General features: G+C 70.8%; 19 protein-coding genes. 12 read left to right on the plus strand and 7 right to left on the minus strand.

From position 1 onward, the window contains the following. Positions 1–130 precede the first annotated feature (130 nt). Complete coding sequence (gene dprA / locus ABD327_RS14270; protein WP_344450831.1) at positions 131–1,288, minus strand: DNA-processing protein DprA; 1,158 nt, start codon at positions 1,286–1,288, stop codon at positions 131–133. A gap of 340 nt (positions 1,289–1,628) precedes the next feature. Between dprA and ABD327_RS14275 the strand changes: the two genes are divergently transcribed. Beyond that, on the plus strand, positions 1,629–3,029 hold the full coding sequence (locus ABD327_RS14275; protein ID WP_344450979.1) for a recombinase family protein: 1,401 nt from the start codon (positions 1,629–1,631) through the stop codon (positions 3,027–3,029). A gap of 59 nt (positions 3,030–3,088) precedes the next feature. On the opposite strand, the gene ABD327_RS14280 is transcribed toward ABD327_RS14275, so the two are convergent. Further along, a complete protein-coding gene (locus ABD327_RS14280) occupies positions 3,089–3,301 on the minus strand; it encodes a MerR family transcriptional regulator (RefSeq protein ID WP_344450832.1) in 213 nt (70 codons plus the stop codon). A gap of 279 nt (positions 3,302–3,580) precedes the next feature. On the opposite strand from ABD327_RS14280, the gene ABD327_RS14285 reads away from it, so the two are divergent. The 10 genes from ABD327_RS14285 (at position 3,581) to ABD327_RS14330 (ending at position 12,883) form a co-directional block, all read left to right on the plus strand. Further along, on the plus strand, positions 3,581–3,811 hold the full coding sequence (locus tag ABD327_RS14285) for a hypothetical protein (RefSeq protein ID WP_344450833.1): 231 nt from the start codon (positions 3,581–3,583) through the stop codon (positions 3,809–3,811). A 37-nt stretch (positions 3,812–3,848) separates the two neighbouring features. Next, entirely contained in the window at positions 3,849–6,485 is a 2,637-nt protein-coding gene (locus ABD327_RS14290) for a bifunctional DNA primase/polymerase (RefSeq protein ID WP_344450834.1), read from the plus strand. Positions 6,486–7,152: 667 nt separating this feature from the next. After that, positions 7,153–7,398 (plus strand): hypothetical protein, encoded by a 246-nt coding sequence (locus tag ABD327_RS14295; protein ID WP_344450835.1) that lies wholly within the window; start codon positions 7,153–7,155, stop codon positions 7,396–7,398. Further along, complete coding sequence (locus ABD327_RS14300) at positions 7,395–7,685, plus strand: hypothetical protein (protein WP_344450836.1); 291 nt, start codon at positions 7,395–7,397, stop codon at positions 7,683–7,685. The genes ABD327_RS14295 and ABD327_RS14300 overlap by 4 nt, the downstream gene beginning before the upstream one ends. A gap of 27 nt (positions 7,686–7,712) precedes the next feature. Next, entirely contained in the window at positions 7,713–8,681 is a 969-nt protein-coding gene (locus tag ABD327_RS14305) for a DUF2637 domain-containing protein (protein WP_344450837.1), read from the plus strand. A gap of 314 nt (positions 8,682–8,995) precedes the next feature. Then, positions 8,996–10,873: an FtsK/SpoIIIE domain-containing protein gene (locus ABD327_RS14310; protein WP_344450838.1), complete on the plus strand. Its 1,878-nt coding sequence runs from the start codon at positions 8,996–8,998 to the stop codon at positions 10,871–10,873. Between the two features lie 156 nt (positions 10,874–11,029). After that, positions 11,030–11,173 carry a hypothetical protein gene (locus ABD327_RS14315; protein ID WP_344450839.1) on the plus strand — a complete coding sequence of 48 codons (144 nt, stop codon included), beginning with the start codon at positions 11,030–11,032 and terminating at the stop codon, positions 11,171–11,173. A 350-nt stretch (positions 11,174–11,523) separates the two neighbouring features. Beyond that, entirely contained in the window at positions 11,524–11,997 is a 474-nt protein-coding gene (locus ABD327_RS14320; RefSeq protein WP_344450840.1) for a hypothetical protein, read from the plus strand. After that, positions 11,994–12,377: a hypothetical protein gene (locus tag ABD327_RS14325; RefSeq protein ID WP_344450841.1), complete on the plus strand. Its 384-nt coding sequence runs from the start codon at positions 11,994–11,996 to the stop codon at positions 12,375–12,377. The genes ABD327_RS14320 and ABD327_RS14325 overlap by 4 nt, the downstream gene beginning before the upstream one ends. Further along, positions 12,374–12,883 carry a hypothetical protein gene (locus ABD327_RS14330; protein WP_344450842.1) on the plus strand — a complete coding sequence of 170 codons (510 nt, stop codon included), beginning with the start codon at positions 12,374–12,376 and terminating at the stop codon, positions 12,881–12,883. Before ABD327_RS14325 ends, ABD327_RS14330 begins: the two co-directional genes overlap by 4 nt. 197 nt (positions 12,884–13,080) lie before the next feature. On the opposite strand, the gene ABD327_RS14335 is transcribed toward ABD327_RS14330, so the two are convergent. Then, the gene (locus ABD327_RS14335; protein ID WP_344450843.1) at positions 13,081–13,347 is read right to left on the minus strand and encodes a GntR family transcriptional regulator; all 267 of its coding nucleotides are present in this window, start codon (positions 13,345–13,347) and stop codon (positions 13,081–13,083) included. A 97-nt stretch (positions 13,348–13,444) separates the two neighbouring features. On the opposite strand from ABD327_RS14335, the gene ABD327_RS14340 reads away from it, so the two are divergent. Continuing rightward, the gene (locus ABD327_RS14340) at positions 13,445–14,365 is read left to right on the plus strand and encodes a hypothetical protein (RefSeq protein ID WP_344450844.1); all 921 of its coding nucleotides are present in this window, start codon (positions 13,445–13,447) and stop codon (positions 14,363–14,365) included. A gap of 35 nt (positions 14,366–14,400) precedes the next feature. Here ABD327_RS14340 and ABD327_RS14345 read toward each other — a convergent pair whose 3' ends face one another. The 4 genes from ABD327_RS14345 to ABD327_RS14360 form a co-directional block, all read right to left on the minus strand. Then, positions 14,401–15,876, minus strand: coding sequence for a YifB family Mg chelatase-like AAA ATPase (locus tag ABD327_RS14345; RefSeq protein WP_344450845.1), 1,476 nt, complete (start codon positions 15,874–15,876; stop codon positions 14,401–14,403). Next, on the minus strand, positions 15,876–16,232 hold the full coding sequence (locus ABD327_RS14350; RefSeq protein WP_344450846.1) for a YraN family protein: 357 nt from the start codon (positions 16,230–16,232) through the stop codon (positions 15,876–15,878). The genes ABD327_RS14345 and ABD327_RS14350 overlap by 1 nt, the downstream gene beginning before the upstream one ends. 427 nt (positions 16,233–16,659) lie before the next feature. Then, positions 16,660–17,544: a tyrosine recombinase XerC gene (locus ABD327_RS14355; protein ID WP_344450847.1), complete on the minus strand. Its 885-nt coding sequence runs from the start codon at positions 17,542–17,544 to the stop codon at positions 16,660–16,662. A 291-nt stretch (positions 17,545–17,835) separates the two neighbouring features. Then, positions 17,836–18,279, minus strand: a complete 444-nt coding sequence (locus tag ABD327_RS14360; protein ID WP_344450848.1) for a peptidoglycan DD-metalloendopeptidase family protein — start codon at positions 18,277–18,279, stop codon at positions 17,836–17,838. Positions 18,280–18,324 lie beyond the last annotated feature (45 nt).

The raw sequence follows: 18,324 nt of genomic DNA on the forward strand, positions 1-18,324 counted from the left end.
TCGCCATGTGCTTTTCTTGACTGGCTTTTGTGCCATTGGTCTTGGTATGCGCCACCCCCGGTTTCCGCATGCACGGATCCCGCCCCTCGCCTTGCGCCGAAATCGACGTCTGGACCGCACCGGCCAAGGGTCAGGGGGCGGGGCGGAGGCGCCAGCCGGTGCGGGTGCGGTCTATGAAGCCGGTGGCGGCCAGGAGGGAGAGGCGGCTGCGGGCGGTGGGAAGGTCCACGGCGGCGGAGGCGGCTATGGCGTGGGCGGGGGCGCCCGAGGGGGTGGCGGGGACGGCTTCCAGGACGGATCGGGAGTCGGGGTCCAGGTGGTCGCGGGGGAGGACGGGGCCGCCGTGGGGGCGGTCGAGGCCCTCGCCGATGCTGCCCACCTCCTCGATGACGTCCTCGGCGCAGGTGACCAGGCGGGCGGCGGGGGGAGTGGAGCGCAGGAGGTCGTGGCAGCCGCGGGACATGACCGAGGTGACCGGGCCCGGGAACGCCATGAGGTGGCGGCCCAGGTCGCGGGCGCGGTGGGCGGTGTTGAGGGCGCCGCTGCGCAGGTCGGCCTCGACCACGACGGTGCCCTTCGTGAGCGCCGCGATCACCCGGTTGCGGACGAGGAAGCGGGGGCGGGTCGGATGGGAGGCGAGCGGCCATTCGCTGACCAGGAGGCCGGTGCGGGCGATCTCGGCGAACAGCCCCGCATGGCGTGGCGGGTAGGGGACGTCCACGCCGTTGGCCAGCACGGCGATGGTGACGCCGTCCGCGGCCAGGGCTCCCCGGTGGGCCTCACCGTCGACGCCCAGGGCGCCTCCGCTGACGACCGTCCAGCCCCGTTCGGCCATCTCCGCGCCGAGTTCCGCGGCCAACCGGCGGCCGTAGGGGGACGCCGCGCGGGCTCCCACCACGGAGACCGACCGCAGGCACAGCTGGCGCATGTCGCCGCGGCCCCGTATCCACAACATGAGCGGGGCGCTCTCGTCGAGCTGGTCGAGCGTGGTCGGCCAGCCGGGATCCCCCGGAGTCAGGACGCGCCCGCCGACCTTCTCCGCCAGGAACAGGACCCCGTCGAGATCGAACGCCTCCGCGCGCGTCCGCCACCCGGCGAGCTTCTTCTCCGTGATCCCCAGCCCGCCGGGCACCCGTCCGCGCCGGACGGCCTCCGCCGCCCCTTCGGCACCGAGCCGCGCCACCAGCCGCCACGCCGCCTCGTCCCCCGGCTCGCACACCCCGCTGAGCCAGGCCCGGGCCGCCCCCTCCCCGTCGCCCCCCAGCCGCTCCACGACCCGTCCATCCATTTCTTCCTCCTCAAAACTCGCAATTCCTCTGAATTTCAGGACCACGACCCCGTTTCGGCGGCCCCGCCCATGCGCCAGGGCAGGCACACGTTCGGGTACGACAGGCCCCATCGACGCGATGGTCAACGCCTCAACAGGCCGAAGCCCTTCGCTCGAGAAGCGGTGGATCGAACGCACCGCTTCGGGTGACCACAGGTCCCGGGTCGGGGGCGGGTCAGGGGCGGTGGCCTCGCCAGAGGTCCAGGGCCTCGGCGGTGTCCCAGGGGGCGGGGGCGTCGCGGCCGCCCAGGTCGGCGAGGGTCCAGGCGGTGCGGAGGGCAGTAACTTCGCAGATGTGGAGATGTATAAAGCGCCCCCCGAGAGCACCCTCATCTACGTCCGGCAGTCCCTCGACCGCAGCGGCGACGGGCTCGCCGTCAGCCGCCAGCGGGAGGACTGCGAGCAGCTCGCCGCCCAGCGAGGATGGACCGTCGTCAAGATCCTCACGGACAATGACACGTCCGCCTCGGGCCGCAAGGCCCGCCCCGGCTTCACCGAACTCCTCGACCTGATCGAGGCCGGTCGCGCCGCTAACGTGATCGCCTGGGACTGGTCGAGGCTCTCCCGCAACGCCCGCGACACCTTGACCCTGATCGAGGCCGGGCAGCGCAACGGCGTCACGGTCGCCCTGGTGCGCGGCAGCGACCTCGACATGTCCACGCCCAACGGACGGCTCGTCGCCGAGATCATGGCGTCCGTCGCCAAGCACGAGATCGACCAGAAGGGCGACCGGCAGCGCCGGGCCGTCGAGCAGGCCGCCGAGAAGGGACTGTGGGTCTCCGGGCGCAAGCCGTTCGGCTACGAGCCCGACGGGATGACCGTCAGGCCGGTCGAGGCCGCCGCCGTGAAGGCCGGGTACACCGCCCTGCTGTCCGGCGTCCCGCTCGGTCAGATCGCCCGGGAGTGGAACGCTCAGGGCTTCACCGCGCAGAGCCGTCCGTGGGCATGGGACTCGGTCCGCCGGGTGCTCCGTAACCCCCGCTACGCCGGTCTCAGAGCCCTACGCGGGGAGGTCGTGGGGGCCGCCCAGTGGCCCGCCCTGGTGAGCGAAGAGACGTGGCGGGCCGCCCTCGACGTGCTCGCGGGCAACGCCGCACGGGCGGTTCCGCGCGGTGCCAAGCGGCTTCTGACCGGCGTCGGGCTCTGCGGGGTGTGCGACGCGACCGTCCACGCGGGGGGAGCGGCGAACAAGGCTCCGATGTACCGGTGCTCCGGCAAGGGGGCGATCGAGGGCGGCGCGGACCTTCCCGGCCACGTCTCCCGGATGGCCCTCCCGGTCGAGGAGTTCGTGTCCGCCGTCGTGGTCGAGAGGCTGTCACGGCTGGACGCCGTCGAGCTGCTGGCCGACCGGGGCCGCCCGGACACCGGGACGCTGCGGACCGACGCCGCCGCACTGCGCCAGCGGATCGAGAACCTGGCCCTCGACTACGCCGACGGGGTCCTGACCCGATCCCAGATGAAGACGGCGAACGAGCGGCTGTCCGGGAAGTTGGCGGAGGTCGAGTCCCAGCTTGCCGACGCGGGCCGCGTGAGCGTACTGGGCCCTCTGATCGGGGCAGAGGACGTCCGGGCCGTCTGGGACTCTCTCGGCGTCGACCGGCAGCGGCTCGTGGTCGACACGCTCATGGTCGTCCGCCTCGACCCTCCGGGGCGTGGCACCCGGACCTTCCGGCCGGAGACGGTGCGGATCGAGTGGCGGTGAACAGGACCACTGAACTCTGAGGGCTTAACACAGCCCCCGGCAGGACGCCGGGGGCTGTGTCACTTCAGGTGCTTGCGCTTCCAGATGGCCGCCTCGACCTCCCGGCAGGCCCGCCCCGTCGTCCACGTCCGGCGGTCGCCCGGCAGGCGGAGCGGTACGAGCAGCCCCCGCCGTATCCAGTCCCGCAGGACGGCGGGGGAGCGGCCGACCTTCGCGGCGGCCTCGGGGATCGTCAGGACCTCGGACAGGGGGTCGTCAGGGTCGAGCAGCACGCCCTCGACGGTACCCGATGCACTTTATACAGAATGGCTTGAACTCCCTTCTGTATAAAGTGACCCCTTCAAATTATCCATTGTTCATACCATTCCAATGCCAATGGAACTGGGATATGCTGTAAGCGGCGGATCGAACAAGGGGTTCGGCAAGTAGGTCGGCAACCTCACCCCTGATCCGGGCTTACCACGCTTGCGCCATCACAACTTGCCACACCAGCGGACCCCGACTCGCCATTGGGGACGGCCCGCAGACTCAGCAATCAGGAGTTCTGCCAGATGGCGAGCAAGATCAAAGCGAGCGCTGCCCGGATCAGCATCCGGCAGCAGCTTGCCAGTGCCTCCCGTTTCAGCCCCGAGAAGGTCGATGACCTGCGGCGGGACCTCAACGCCCAGACCCTCGAAGACCACATCAGGGCCATCGTCGACACCGCGCCCCCGCTGACCGTCGAGCAGCGTGAGCGGCTCGCGGGCCTGCTGCTGGAGGGGGTCCGGACCGATGCTGCATAACGAGAAAAGCCGCCCCCGGCACAAGGGCGGCCCTCTCATGAGCGTCTCAGTTCCTACGTCCAATGGTACCCCGTACCTCGAAGCCGTCACCTATCTCGATAAGGGATGGGAGCCCCTTCTTCTGCCCCCGGGTGAGAAGTTCCCGCCGCCGAAGGGTCGGACCGGAGCCGACGGGATCGCCGCCACTCGCGGCGAAATCGAGGACGAGATCCGGGCCTGCCCGAAAGGGAACCTCGGTGTCCGGATGCCCGAGGGGGTCGTCGGGCTCGACGTGGACGACTACGGCACGAAGTCCGGCGGGGTCACCCTCGCCGCGCTGGAGGCCAAGCTCGGTCCCCTGCCGTACAGCCCCAAGTCGTCCAGCCGGGACGGCGTCAGCGGCATCCGGTTCTACCGGGTCCCGGCCGACGTCCCCCTGAGGGACGGCCTCGACGGGATCGACATCATCAAGCACACCCACCGGTACGCCGTCGTGTGGCCGTCCCTGCACCCGGAGGGCCGTACCTACCGGTGGGAGGGCGATGAGGTCCCGGCCGTGGCCGACCTGCCCGAGCTGCCCGCCGCGTGGCTGGAGGAGCTGCGCGGGGAGCACAGGGCCACCCTGCACCGCTCGGACCTGACCGCCGTCGAGCTGGACGCCCAGTGGGACGAGGTCTCCGACGGGGCGATGTGCAGCCACATGAAGGACGTCCTGGAGAGGGCTCAGAGCCCCGTCAAGGGCCGACACGACACCTGCCGGGACTCCCAGTGGGCCATCGTCTGCTACGCCCGTGGCGGCCACCCTGGAGGCCAGGAGGCCCTAGACGAGCTGCGCGACTGGTTCGTCTACGAGATCGAGTCCGACCCGGGCAGCCGCCGACTCGGCCACGACACCGAGAAGGAGTGGGAGGACGCCCTCCGGGACGCCCTGAGCAAGACCTCGACCCTCCACTTCGACGCCGAGCACTGCACCGACACCCTCCCCGAGCTGGACGACGAAGACGACACCCCCGAAGGAGACGACACCATGACCGCCCCCGCTCACGACGACGATGAGACCGGCGTCGGCCGTGACGGGAAGATCCGGATCACGGTCAGCAACAAGAACCGGGCGCAGAACCGGATCAGGGAGATCATCGGGACTGGGCCGCTGTCCGGAATCTTCCTGCGGGGCCCCGAACTCGTCTACACCCCCCGGGTCGGAGAGGAGGGGTACGTTCCGCCGAAGACCGGCGACGATGGACCGGCGCAGGTCCGGGTCATGGACGCTCTCGACCTGAAGACGATGGTCGAGATCCGGCTCTCCCTGGGTGTCAGCCGGACCGTCACCGTGAGGGGCAAGGACGGCGAGCCCAAGCCCGAGAAGCGGTGGGAGCCGAAGAACCTGTCCATGGAGTCCGCGAGCAACCTCTACAGGTCATGCCTAAACGGGCTGGAGGTCCCGAACCTGCGGAGGCTGACGGGCGTCGGGCACACCCCGCTGATCCGTAAGGACGGCTCGATCCTCGACACCCCCGGTTACGACGGGGAGACCCGGACCCTCTACCTGCCCGAGGCGGGAGTCACCTTCCCGGAGGTCCGCTGTGACGCTGCGGCCGTGGCCGACGCGGTCGCCCTGATCACCCGCCCGGTCGAGCAGTTCCCCTTCGTCACCGAGACGGACCGGGCCAACTGGTTCGGGGCGCTGTTCACCCCGCTCCTGAAGCTCATGTACCCGAGCCCCTACCCGATGTTCGTGATCGACGCTCCGCAGCAGGGCTCCGGCAAGACCGCCCTGGCCAAGATCCTCGCGGACGTCCACGGCGGCGTGATGGCCTCGGGCTGGCCGGACAGCGAGGCGGAGGTCGGAAAGAAGATCACCACGATCCTCCACAACACCACGGCTCCGGTCGTCACGTTCGACAACGTCAAGGGGAAGATATCCAGCGCGACGCTCGAAAGCCTGCTGACCTCCGAGGAGTACACGGACCGGCTCCTCGGTCAGAACAAGTACCTGACCCTGCGGAATGACCGGCTGTGGCTCGTCACGGCGAATAACGCCTCCCTCGGGGGCGACCTGGCCCGGCGGTGCTACTGGGTCACGATCAACGCCAACACCCCGAGGCCGTACGACCGGACCGGGTTCAAGCTGAACCTGACCACCTGGGTCCCGGCCAACCGGGCGGCGATCGTCTCGGCCCTGCTGACCGTCATCGCCGGGTGGGTCGAGGCGGGCCGCCCGGAGATGACGGAGCGCCGTGGCGACAGCTTCGCCACGTGGGACGCCGCCATGGCGAGCCTGCTGTCCTGGGCCGGGATTTCCGACAAGTTCGGGATCGTGGACGAGCGGCGCAGCGAGAGCGAGGACGACCGCGAGTGGCTCCTCTTCCTGGAGGAGGTCCGGCGGGTCATGGGCGACCGGCGGTTCACCGCCCGGGACCTGGTCGGGACGATCACGGACAGCACCCCGTCCGGAGTCTGGGCCGACGCCGAGGAGGAGAGCCTCCCGGAAGGCAAGTTCCAGGCCGAATACCTGCCGGGCGACCTGGCGGACAAGTGGACCAAGGCCGGGCCGGGCCACCAGGCCGGATTCACCAAGTCCCTCGGGAAGTGGATGAGCAACCGGGCGAACCGCTACGCCGCGTCTCTCGCCCTGGGGACCGCCCCCAACCGGAAGGGAGCGGCGAAGTTCTGGGTGATGGAGCACCAGGGCTGACCCGCTCGACCGAGCCCCGCCGGGATCCCCGGCGGGGCTTCTTCATGCCCGGCGGGAGAAGGAGGGGGGTTATGGGGGGTGTAGAGGGTCCCGGCCAGCCCCCTGGCCCCTATGGCGTGTTGGTTATAACTCAACCAACACGTTCCAGAGACGAGGGAGTTGGCGAGGGGGTTCTACACCCCCCATAACCCCCCTCCTTCTCCCGCCGGGCCTGTCTTGGTCCGGGGGCCCCGTTCGATCCACGTCAAGCGGAGCACGGCTTGACCCTGTCGGCTTGACATGGGGGCCGCGTCAGGAGGCCCTGTGTCAGGGGGGCAGAGTCAGGCAGCCGACCGCCTGACACCGTAGGCCGGGCCCGCCGGAAGGTGCATCAGGGGTTCGCCGACTGGCTTTATACAGCAGGGCCATATCTGGGCCGACTCCAATTCCGCCGCCCTATGCCCCGGGCTCGTACCCCGGATTCCCCTGAAGCCCCTGGCCCTCCGACGGCGGGCCTCTCTGGGTCGATGACCTGCGGGAACGCCTGCCTCGACCCCTGAAGCCCCTGAAATCCAAGCCATTTATGCATGGGAAAAAGGGTGCTTTATACACACCTCCTCTCTTAAAATTAAAGAGAGACCAGGAATGGAAGTCGCCGTTCCTGGTCTCTCTCTTTTTGGAGGTGATCATGCTCCCCGACCCGAACGAAGCACCAGAGGCGGCCCGAGCCGCCGACGCGCTGATCAAGGCCGCGCGCCGATGGTTCGTCCTGACCGGACTCCCCATCCGGCGAGTGGTCTGCCCGAGAGGGCACGCCCGGACCCCCGAGAACACGTGGACCGGGGACAAGCAGATCCAATGCCGACTCTGCGACGCCGAGCGGCACCGGGCCAAGCACGCCCGAGCCAGGAAGACGAAGGAGGAGACGCCGTGAAGACCCCCGCGTTCGCCGAACCCCATGGGCTGCCGAACGACCCCGTGCTCCCCGCTTACCGGGACGGCTCCACCCTCCGTGTCTGGTGCGAGCACGAGAGGACCTGGCACGTCCACGGGCTCCCCGCCGGGCCCCGGGCCTCGCACTGCCGGTGCGAGTCCTCCCCCCTGAGGGGCGGCTACGACCTCGAAGAGGCCGGACCCTTCACCACAGCGATCCGCGAGCAGCACGGACGGGAGAGGAGGGGCTCCCACTGCCCCACCTGCGGACCCCGACAGAAGCACTAACCCCCCTACGAGAAGGAGAGAACGACCATGGTCACCAAGGGAATCGAGTCGCTCGTCAACCCCACACCCCGCATCGAAGGCGGGGCCAACATCTACGACATGACCGGCAAGGGTCAGGGCAAGGCCAAGGCCGGGAACGCCCTCCTGATCGCCTCCAGCGTCCTGCTATTCGCCGTGGCCGCCGCCGCGATGTTCGTGTCCTTCAAGGCGCAGTACGCCTTCATCTATGCCGAGAAGCAGGACCACACCGCCGCCGTCCTGGAGTCCCTGATCCTCGACGGCGGGGCCGTGATCGTCGCGATGATCGGTCTCGCTCTCGCCCTCAAGGGCATGAGCGCGTTCATGTGCCGGGTGCTCAACCTCCTGTTCATCGGGGCGAGCGTCGCCATGAACGTCTTCTCCGCTGACCTGGGGGTCGCCTCGATCTCCGTGTGGGCGATGGCCCCCGTGGTCTACGCGCTCACCTCGGACCTGCTGATCTCCAACGTCCGCCGCCTCATGGTCACCGAGGAGGAGGACGGCCCGATCCGCAAGGCCAAGGGCCTGTTCCTCTGGGTCCTCCGGCTGACCTTCCACTTCAACTCCACCTTCAACGGCTTCCGGGCCTGGACCGAGACCCTGCCCGTCGGCCCGAGTGGCTTCGTCGCTCCGGCCGTCGAGCCGGACACGAAGCCGGACACGGACCCGGAGCCCACCAAGGTCCGCGCGGACAGGCTGGACACGGACATCGTCCCGGGCATCGAGGCGGACATCCTCCCCGCGATCGAGGCGGACACGAAGCCGGACACGGACATGTCCGCCCCGGACATCGCCCCGGACAAGGTGTCCGCTCCGGTCGCCACGGTCACGGACATGTCCGCCCGGAAGGGCCGTCAGGCCGAGGCTCTGGCCCTGATGTCCGCCCGCCCGGACATCACGTCCGCTGAGCTGGCCGCTGAGCTGGGCGTCTCGGTCAGGCAGGCCCGCCGATACATGCCCGCTCGGAAGTCGGCCTGACGGACATGTCCGCCCCGGACACGCGGACATCCGGACACGGACACGAAGGCGGACACGGACATGGGACAGCGGACAGGCAGGGCGCGGACATCCGGACACGGACATCTGCCCCTCCTGTCCGCCCCGGACACGGACACGCGGACACGCGGACATGAAGCCGGACAGCGGACATGTCCGCCCCGGACATCCGGACACGCGGACATGTCCGCCCCGGACACGAGTGACCGATGACGCGGACGGACATGCGGACATGTCCGGCCACGTGACCGGCCAACCGACCGGCCAGCACCGACGAGAGGACATAGGGGAACACCATGACGGACGTACACGAGACGCCGCGCGACAGGCGATGGCTCAAGGCAGTACCCGACCCGGTCGAGCCCTTCGAGGAAGGCCCGGAGTCGGACGACGAGTTCGGTCGAGAGTCGGTCGAGACTTTCGCCGGCTCGGGCGGCGCGGGCACAGGAGCAGGAGGAGCGGCCACGCCGGACACCCCGATTACGCGGGGGCGCGAGGCTGCTCCTACTCCTGCGATCCTCCGGGCCCTGCGCCGTGACGTCTTCTACGTCCGGGTACCGAAGGACCCCGAGAAGGCGGCACGGAAGGCTGAGCGGTCCTTCGAGCGGAAGGTCATCGCCCGGACGTGGCGGACCCGTCGCGTGATGGCTCCCGCCTACGGCACGGCGGCCCTGGCCGGGATCGACGCCTTCCTCCTCGACCTCCCCCCGGTCGAGCTGACCGGGCCGCTGGCGGGCGCTGCGGCGCTGGCCTGGTGGCGGCACAACTGGCGGCGCTCCGGCGTCCGGGTGGACATCAGCGCCGTCCGGGGGCTCCGTCCCCGGGTCGAGGCATGGCGGTCCTCCCGCCGGTTCGTGAAGCGCTGGCCCTACACCTGCCGGGACCTGGGGACCGTGGGCATGAAGCTCGTCCGGATCACCTGTGACGAGTGGTCCGCCTCGGTCGACATCCGGACCACGGTTAAGCACGGCATCCCCGAAGTGCGGAACCTGCTGCCCGCCCTCGAACGTGCCCTCGACGCCCAGCGGGGCTCTGCTCGGGTGCTGGCGGTGCCGGAGAACAACAAGGCCCGCCTGATCCGGGTCCGGGTCATGACGGAGGACCCGCACGCCGAGGCGATCCTGCCCCCGGCGTTCGTCCCGGTCAGCCTGGCTGAGCCGCTCCTTGAGTTCGGGATCTTCGAGACGGGGGAGCCGGTCCGGTTCGACCTGCGGGTCAACACGCTCGTAGCGGGGGAGACCGGCGCGGGAAAGTCGATGGTTCTACAGAACCTGCTCCGGCTCGCGAGCCGGGTCGAGTGGCTGTCCCTGGTCCTCCTCGACATGGGCTCGGGGGCGACGGAGTTCGGGGCGTGGCGGGGTCGGGCCGACGTGGTCGGGACCTCGACCGAGGACGCCGAGCGGATCATTGACGTCCTGCTCGCCGAGCGGCAGTGGCGGGGTGAGCAGATGGAGGCCCGGGGGCTCAAGAACTGGCACCCGACCCCGGAGCACCCGCACATCCTGTTCGTGGTCGACGAAGCGCAGGTGCTCACCGAGGAGGGGTACGGGGACCTGCTCGTCAGCGTGGCCGCTGAGGGCCGCAAGTTCGGGATCACGCTGGTCCTGGCGACACAGAACCCCGTGGCGGCCTCGGTGCCCGCCAAGGTGAAGCGGAACCTGCCGCAGACGATCGGGCTGAGGGTCCGGGACTCGACGGCGAACCGGGTCGTCTTCGGGGACACCGCCGAGAAGGAAGGTTGGTCGGCTCACTGCCTGCCGAAGAACACCTTCCTGATCAAGAGCCCGACCTACGGGGAGCCGGTTCAGGGCAAGGCGTTCTACCTGTCGGACGCTCAGCAGGAGGCCGACCTGTCGACCGCGCCCCCGCCGGTCAGGGTGAACCGTGGCGGGCCGCGTGACCTGCGGGCGGCGCTGGCTCAGCCGTCGCCTGACGAGCCGGTCCGGGAGGCCGCCCCGTCGGTGCGTCTCGACCGGAAGGACTACAGCAGGGCGGCTGTGTGGGCGGCGCTGCCCGAGGACGGCTCTGAGGTCCACCGGAAGGACGTCGAGAAGGTCGCCGGTCTGTCTCAGAAGACCTGCGATGACCGGCTGAAGGAGTTCCTGTCAGAGGGCCGGGTCGAGCGGGTCCGTCCCGGGGTCTGGCGGCGGGCCGCTATCGCGGACGCGGTGTGAGCCCGGTGGACAAGACGAGTGAGACGAGCCCGCGGCTAACGGGCTCGTCTCGCCCCCACGGTATCGGGGTGAGGCGGGCCGCTTCCGGCCGTCTCGCTTTCTCCTCGGACCCTCGCGTGCTCCCCTGGAATCTCCAGCCGATGGGGGAGGACTGCGATGCATCATCCGACCGACTTCCAAGCTCTGACGATGGAAGCCGTCCGAGAGCAGAACTACGAGGCGGCTCAGGCGTACGCCCTGCTCACTCTCGCCTCGACGATCCACCGATTCACCGAGGCGTTCCAGCAGCGTCAGGGCTGACCCTCGGGCCACGGACCCCTGCCGGTCGGCAGGGGTCCTTCTGCGTGACCCTGAGTATCCATCCTGCTACCTCTCCGATCAGCCTCTCACGGTGCCTTGTCGGCCGTCTGAGTGTCGGGAACGAACATTCCCGTAAGTCAGGGCGGGGCCCGCCTCGCGGTCTCACATGACTCCGATCATGTGAAGTCCTCCGGGCCTCGACCGAGGCTCGGACCTCCCGAACACTGGAGATGATCACCGTGGAACCTATGGATGAGGACCCGGGAGTACAAGACGCCCGCCGTGCCTACAAGGCGACGGTGCGTCGACTACAAGCGGAATGGGGGGAGCGTCAGGGTCTCCCTCCGAGCATGTGGGATCGCATCAACCCGGCCCTCTTCACCCCCAAGGACGGGGACGAAGTACGCGCTGCCCTGGACAGGATCCGGCGGGAGGAGGACAGGGTCCGGCTGGAGGCCGAGGCCAGGGTTAAAGCTGAGCGGGAGCGGCAGTGGGCCGAGGCCGAGGCTGAGGCGGAAGCCGAACGGAGGAGGGAGTGGGCAGAGTGGAGGGCGTGGATGGAGGAGCGGGAACAGGAGAGAGCCGAGAGGGAAGCGGAGAAGCTGCGGGAGGAAGAGGAGCACTTCGAGGCGGTGCGCTCCGGCAGGATCCCTCCGTTCGACCCCTACGAATCCCTGTTCCGGCTGGACGAGGAGGAGAGCGCCGAGTACCGCGACCTCCTCGAACGGATCGAGCCCGCCCCCGCCGTGTCGCCGACCGATCCCAAGCCGGTCGACCTGTCCGGGTACAGCATCATCGACCTCCTCGACATGGACCTGTCGTGACCGGGCCCGCGTACGTCGAGCACGCCGTGATCGTTCCCGGCCACGTCGCCGTGATCTACCGGAAGGTTCTGGACTCCCCGAAGGTCCGGGCCGTCCTCGACAGGCTCGCCGACCCGGACGAGATGGCGGTGAGAGAGGCGATGCGAAGGGCCGCGCGGGCTTACGGGCAGGCACGTTTCGCCGCCGAAGCGGCCGACAGCCGGGACGGGGCATCCTGGCCACATGACCCGATCGGGACGAGCGAAGCCGCCGAGCTGCTCGGGCTCACCCGCCGTCGAGTGCAGCAACTCGCCGCCGGGGGACTGGGCCACCGGGACGCTACCGGCCGGTGGTGCCTTGACCGGGACGAGATCGAACGCATGACACGGAGGGCAGCATGAGCGCTGAGGAGCTGACCGGGCAGGCCCGGAGCCTCTACGAGTCGTGGCGTGAGCTGGGGCTAAGCGAGTCGGCCGCCCTCGACGCTGTCACCGAGTCCGGGCTGATCAGGGAGAGCACCGCTCCGGCCGACCGGCTCGAAGCCGCGTTCACCGAGATGGGACTGACCGAGTCGGCCGCGCGGCGGGCCGCCGCCGGTCGGGGCCCCGTTCGCTCCGCTCCCACGGTCGAGAGCCTCCCGGAGTGGGAGGAAGCCGTCCGGACGGCCGTCGAGATCCACGGCATGAGCGACGGACAGGCCCGGGGCTACCTCCGGCAGAAGGTGGCGTTCGGGGACTGGGCGGGGCTGCGGGCCGATGGGGGCCTTGTCGAGGCGCTGAGGGAGTACTCCCGGCTGAAGGTCGGAGGGCGGATCACCTCGACCTCCTCGACGCCCGTGACCGAGTCGGCTCGTCCCGGCTCCCGCCCCCGGGCGGTCGAGCTACGGGAGGCCGTCAAGTGGAGCTGATCCCGTGACCTAGATCGTGAGCGTCAAAGCCGTCCGGCGTCTTTCTTCCCCTAGTTGTTGGGGCGTCCGGAAGCCAAGGTGCGTAGCGGGTTAAGTGTTCCCCTTCTCGCCCGCTGTGATCCACCTGCGCTCGCTTGACCCCGTTTCGCTCCGGCACCTCTGGGCTCTTTCCTTCCGGCCCGGTGAGCGAGGCGGGGTCAGTCCTTTTCCGGCCCGGTGCCCTCGACCGCCCACGGCAGGACGAACACGCCACGGCCGACGACCGGGCGGAGCATCCCCCTGTCCGTCAGGACCTTGATCGCGGCCCGGACGGTGTTCCGGGCGACCCCGAACTCCTCCCGGAGGCCCGCCTCTGGCGGGATCTTGCGATTGGGCGGATAGGTCCCGTCCTTTATCCGGCGTTCCAGGACGGCCGAAAGCTGCACATAGATCGGGTCGGGGCCGTCGAAGTCGATCTCGGACATGATCCTGACCCTAGGTGACCTGGGACGATGCGATACAGGCCGGGACTGCCTGGGATAGGTAGGGACAGGATGGAACAGGTTGCCTAGACTCCCGAGCATGACCAGCACTTACGACACCCTCGACCACCTCGACAGCCGCCTCCGGGTCTTCGCCGAGTCCTTGATCTCCGGGCACTCCCCGATCGCCCTGCGGGTCTCGCTCAAGTCCGACACCGAGCAGGCCGCCCGGCTGATCGAGACCTCGACCCATCACCGGATCGCCGACCGGGCCCTTGCCCTCCAGGGCTGGCAGTTCGGTCTCCTCTCTACCGTGTGCCTCGCGGCGGGGGACGTGCCCGCCGCCCGGTCCTACGCCCTGATGGCCCGGAGTGCCGGACTGCGGTCCGGGAACCGGAGGGCGGAGGCGTTCGCCGCGATCCGGCGGGCCACCGTCGAGCTTCACCACGGGACGGCGTTCGACGCCTGCAAGCTGTCCGCCGCCGCCCTGGAGCAGGCCCGGTCCCCGCTGGCCCGGCAGGAGGGGGACGACCTCTATATATGGGCCGCTGTGACGCTGGCCCGTGCGGCGGCCCGCCGATCGAGGGAGGACCGCACTGACCTCCTCGACGTCTACCGTCGGGCCCGCTCCAGGGCGGAGGCCGCCGCCCGGCACCTCCCGGACGTATCCCTCGGGGCCCTGTCCGTGACCGCCTCCCAGATCACGGCGGGACTCGGGGACGCCGCCGCCGACGCGGGGGAGGAGGACGCCGTCGAGCTGATCGAGACGGGGCTGAGGGCCTACCCGAAGACGGGGAGCCGCCTGATCTCGATCCGGACGAGTCTGAACCTGGCGCGGGCCGTGGCCCTGGCGGGCCGGACGGACGAGGCGGTCACCATCGCCATGGCGACGCTGGGGGAGCTGCACCGGTACGAGAAGCCGGGAGACGGGGAGGTCCGGACCCGGGGGCTGCGGGTGGTCAAGGCCCTCGACGGGGCTGACGGCTCCCGGGAGCTGCTCCGGCTCGTCCGGGCGGTCTGACCTGTCCCCCTGGTGACGTTATGGTCTCACCTCTGCTATTTCTCTGCCCTCTCGGTGCGGAGGGCGCGGTCCATGCCCCGGGCGCTGAGGGAGCCCTCCTGGAGGGCCCGCTCCAGGGGGGCCAGGGCCTCGGGGGAGACGGGGAAGCGGCGGCGGAGCTCGGGGCCCGGGATCTCGCTGTTGCTGCGCCAGGGGAGGTCCGACATTCGGGCCAGGGCGCGGTCGCGGGCGTCCTGGACGCGGGCGGCCACCGTCCGGCTCGACTCGGCGTTCTCCAGGTCGTAGCGGAGCTCGGCGCGGGTGGCGGGGCTCAACTCGAGCTTGAGGTCCACCCGGTCCAGGAGAGGGCCTGAGATCTTGGCCAGGTAGCGGGCGCGGACCGAAGGGGTGCAGCGGCACTGCAGGACCTTGGCGGCGGCGCACGGACAGGGATTGGCCGCCATGACCAGGGTGAACATGGCGGGGAAGCGGGTGCTCACGCCGCTCCGGTCGATGCAGACCTCGCCCGACTCCATGGGCTGGCGCAGGGAGTCCAGGATGCCGCCCGTGTACTCGGGGGCCTCGTCTATGAACAAGATGCCGTTGTGGGCGAGGCTGATCACGCCGGGGTGGACCTGGCGGCCGGATCCGCCGCCGATGATGGCGGACTTCGTGGCGCTGTGGTGCGGGGCCTGGAAGGGCGCGTGCTCGATGAGGGGACGGTCCGGGGGGAGGGCCCCCGCTATGGAGTGCACGGCCGTCACCTCCAGGGCCATCCTGCGGTCCAGCGGCGGGAGCAGGGTGGGGAGCCGTTCGGCGAGCATCGTCTTGCCGCAGCCGGGCGGGCCCAGCAGGAACAGGTGGTGGCCGCCCGCGGCGCTGACCTCCAGCGCGCGGCGGGCCTCGGCCTGGCCCCGCACGTCGGCCAGGTCCAGGGACCCTCGCCGGGAACGGGCCGATGACCTGTCCTTCGGAGGGGCGGGGAGCTCTACGGGTTCGTCCGGTTCGAGGGGCGGGGGCTCGTGGCGCAGATGGCACAGCAGCGCGCGCAGGCTGCCGACGGCGATCACTTTGACGTCGGGGACGAGCTCGGCCTCCCCCTGGTTGGCGCGGGGCACGACCACGGTGCGGCAGCCCGCCTCGGCGGCGCCCAGCACGCAGGGCAGCACCCCGGGGACGGGACGGATCCGTCCGTCCAGGCCCAGCTCGCCGAGCATGACGAGGTCGGCGCAGTCGGCGAGGGGCAGCTCACCGGCGGCGGCGAGGATCGCGACGGCGATCGCCACGTCGAAGCCCGCGCCGGCCTTGGGCAGCCCCGCCGGCCCCAGCGCCACGGTCGTGTGTCTCACGGGCCATTCCTCGCCCGAGTGCATGATCGCGGCGCGTACCCGGTCGCGGGCCTCGCTGAGCGCGGTGTCGGGCAGGCCGACCAGGTGCAGGCCCGGGGTACCGCTGGTGATGGCGGCCTCGACGTCGACGAGATGGCCGGAGACCCCCACGAGGGCGACCGCTCTGGTCCGGGCGAGAGCCATCACGCCACCTCTTTCAGGTGGTCGACGGTGAAGCCGCCGGTCCCGCCGCCGACCAGGCCGATCAGATCGATCCGGACCGACATCGTCCGGACGCCGTGCTCCCTGGCCCAGCGCCGCGCCAGCCTGCGCAGCCGCAGCGCCTTGGAGATCGTGATCGCCTCGGCGGGGTCGCCGTAGGCCCGGGTGCGCCGCGTCTTCACCTCGCAGACCACATGCCGGTGCCCGTCGTGGGCCACGATGTCCAGCTCCCCCTCGGAGCACCTCCAGTTGCGTTCGAGCACCCGCCACCCCATGCCCTCCAGATAGCGCACCGCCGCGTTCTCCCCGCGACGCCCCAGCTCGTGTCCGGCGTTCATCGCCATCACCTCCTGGCCATCACCCTGAGGCATGGAATGTCGCCGAAAGTGACCGAACCGCGTTCTGTGGATGACTCGGCGCACGTCGGCGCGCCTTCAGTCACGGGCGGTGCGTCGCCGGGCGCGCGTTCTTCTAAGGATCGTTCAGTGCGTGTCAGCCACGGGGCGGTATGCCGTCGGGCGCATGTTCTTCTGCGGGCTGTTCAGCGCGCGTGGCGCGTTCAGCCGCGGGTGGTGCGCTGCCGGGCGCATGTTGCTTCTGTGGAACTCCGGTGTGCGTGGCGCGTTCAGCCTCGGGTGGTGCGCTGCCGGGCGCATGTTGCTTCTGTGGAACTTCCGGTGTGCGTAGCGCCGTTCGGGCGCGGGCGGTGCGTCGCCGGGCGCGCGTTCTCCTGGGGATGGGCCGCGGGTGGAGGGCGGTGGAGGGTCAGGCTCGGGGGTGGGTTCGGGAGTGGACGGCTTTCAGGTGGGCGGGGGTGAGGTGGGTGTAGAGCTGGGTGGTCTGGAGGGAGGCGTGGCCCAGGAGGTCCTGGACGGTGCGGAGGTCGGCGCCGCCCTCCAGGAGGTGGGTGGCGGCGGTGTGGCGGAGGCCGTGGGGGGTGAGGTCGGGGAGGCCGGCCTTCTGGAGGGCGCGGTGGACCACGCGGCGGGCCGTGTTGGGGTGGAGGCGGGAGCCTCGGGAGCCCAGGAAGAGGGCGGGGCCGCTTCGGGGGGTGGTCCAGGCGGGGCGGGCCGACAGCCAGGAGCGGACGGCCTCGAGGGCCGGCCTTCCGACGGGGACGGTGCGTTGCTTGCCGCCTTTGCCCAGGACCCGGATGGTCTCGGTCTCCTCGTCCAGGTCGTCGATGTCCAGGGCGCACAGTTCGCCGACGCGGATCGCGGTGGCGTAGAGGAGTTCCAGGACGGCCAGGTCGCGCAGGGGCTCGGGGGAGGGGTCGCGGGGTGCGTCGAGGAGTTCGGCGGCCTGGTCCCGGCGGAGGATGCGGGGAAGGGCGCGGGGGGCTCGCGGGACGCCCAGGAGGGGGCCCGGGTCGTCGGGGAGGAGGCCGCCGCGGTGGGCCCAGGCCGTGTAGGTGCGGACGGCCGCGGTGCGGCGGGCCAGGGTCGACCTGGCCAGGCCCGAGTCGTGCAGGCGGGCCAGCCAGTCGCGGAGCAGGTCGATGTGCAGGTCGGCGGGGGAGGTCAGGCCGCGGGCCAGGGCGTGGGCCTCCAGGTCGCGCAGATCGCTCAGATAGGAGCGGACGGTGTGCGCCGACAGGCCGCGCTCCAGCCGTAGATGCCGCTCGAACTCCACCAGACCCAGCCCGTTCACCCCGGTAACGCTACCCGCGAAGCGCGCCGATGATCCGTACTCGTGGGTGTTGGAGAGGAAGCGGGCGGATCCCGCTCGGCGGGCGGCGAGCGGGATCCGCCCGGGCGCGGTGCGAGACCTCCCGGCCCTCGCCCCGGGAGGCATGGGAGGCCGGGTGGCCCGGGAGCCGGGTAGCCCGGGTGGCCCGGGTGGCCTGGATGGCCGGGCGGCCCGGGAGCCGGGTGGCTGGATGGCCCGGGAGGCCGGGAGATAGGGAGCCGGATGGAGGTGATCGGGCCACAAGGCGGCCGGTCAGGGGGCGGGCAGGCGGGGGAGGAGGCGGATGCGGGGGAGGGAGAGGAGGAGCAGGGGGTCGAGGTAGGCGGTGCCGCGGCGGAGGCCCCAGTGGAGGCAGGTGGCGGGGGCGCAGTGGGTTCGGGCGGGCTGGACGGTGCCGATGAGGGTTCCGGCGGTGACGGGGGAGCCCGGGGGGACGGCGGGGAGGACCGGCTCGTAGGTGGTGCGCAGGGGGCCGTGGGTGAGAGTGATCACGCCGCGGCCGGCCAGGTCGCGGGCGAAGGTCACGCGGCCCGCGGCGGGGGCGTGGACGCCCGTGCCGGGGCGGGCGGCCAGGTCGACGCCGCGGTGGCCGGGCAGCCAGGGGGCGGCGGGAGGGGCGAAGGCGCGGACGACGCGGACGGGAGGCGGTAGAGGCCACTCCCAGGGCGGCGGGGGGACGGGCAGCGGAAGGATCATGCCGTCAGCATCGGCCCCGGAACTCCCCGATGACCGGCCGAACCC

Origin of the sequence: Actinocorallia aurantiaca, from assembly GCF_039533685.1 — a bacterium.
GTDB lineage: Bacteria > Actinomycetota > Actinomycetes > Streptosporangiales > Streptosporangiaceae > Actinocorallia > Actinocorallia aurantiaca.

Coding starts and splice junctions, on each gene's coding strand:
- dprA (WP_344450831.1), bottom strand. CDS start 1,288: ATGGATGGACGGGTCGTGGAGCGGCTGGGGGGCGACGGGGAGGGGGCG.
- ABD327_RS14275 (WP_344450979.1), top strand. CDS start 1,629: ATGTATAAAGCGCCCCCCGAGAGCACCCTCATCTACGTCCGGCAGTCC.
- ABD327_RS14285 (WP_344450833.1), top strand. CDS start 3,581: ATGGCGAGCAAGATCAAAGCGAGCGCTGCCCGGATCAGCATCCGGCAG.
- ABD327_RS14290 (WP_344450834.1), top strand. CDS start 3,849: ATGAGCGTCTCAGTTCCTACGTCCAATGGTACCCCGTACCTCGAAGCC.
- ABD327_RS14295 (WP_344450835.1), top strand. CDS start 7,153: ATGCTCCCCGACCCGAACGAAGCACCAGAGGCGGCCCGAGCCGCCGAC.
- ABD327_RS14305 (WP_344450837.1), top strand. CDS start 7,713: ATGGTCACCAAGGGAATCGAGTCGCTCGTCAACCCCACACCCCGCATC.
- ABD327_RS14310 (WP_344450838.1), top strand. CDS start 8,996: ATGACGGACGTACACGAGACGCCGCGCGACAGGCGATGGCTCAAGGCA.
- ABD327_RS14315 (WP_344450839.1), top strand. CDS start 11,030: ATGCATCATCCGACCGACTTCCAAGCTCTGACGATGGAAGCCGTCCGA.
- ABD327_RS14320 (WP_344450840.1), top strand. CDS start 11,524: ATGTGGGATCGCATCAACCCGGCCCTCTTCACCCCCAAGGACGGGGAC.
- ABD327_RS14330 (WP_344450842.1), top strand. CDS start 12,374: ATGAGCGCTGAGGAGCTGACCGGGCAGGCCCGGAGCCTCTACGAGTCG.
- ABD327_RS14335 (WP_344450843.1), bottom strand. CDS start 13,347: ATGTCCGAGATCGACTTCGACGGCCCCGACCCGATCTATGTGCAGCTT.
- ABD327_RS14340 (WP_344450844.1), top strand. CDS start 13,445: ATGACCAGCACTTACGACACCCTCGACCACCTCGACAGCCGCCTCCGG.
- ABD327_RS14345 (WP_344450845.1), bottom strand. CDS start 15,876: ATGGCTCTCGCCCGGACCAGAGCGGTCGCCCTCGTGGGGGTCTCCGGC.
- ABD327_RS14350 (WP_344450846.1), bottom strand. CDS start 16,232: ATGAACGCCGGACACGAGCTGGGGCGTCGCGGGGAGAACGCGGCGGTG.
- ABD327_RS14360 (WP_344450848.1), bottom strand. CDS start 18,279: ATGATCCTTCCGCTGCCCGTCCCCCCGCCGCCCTGGGAGTGGCCTCTA.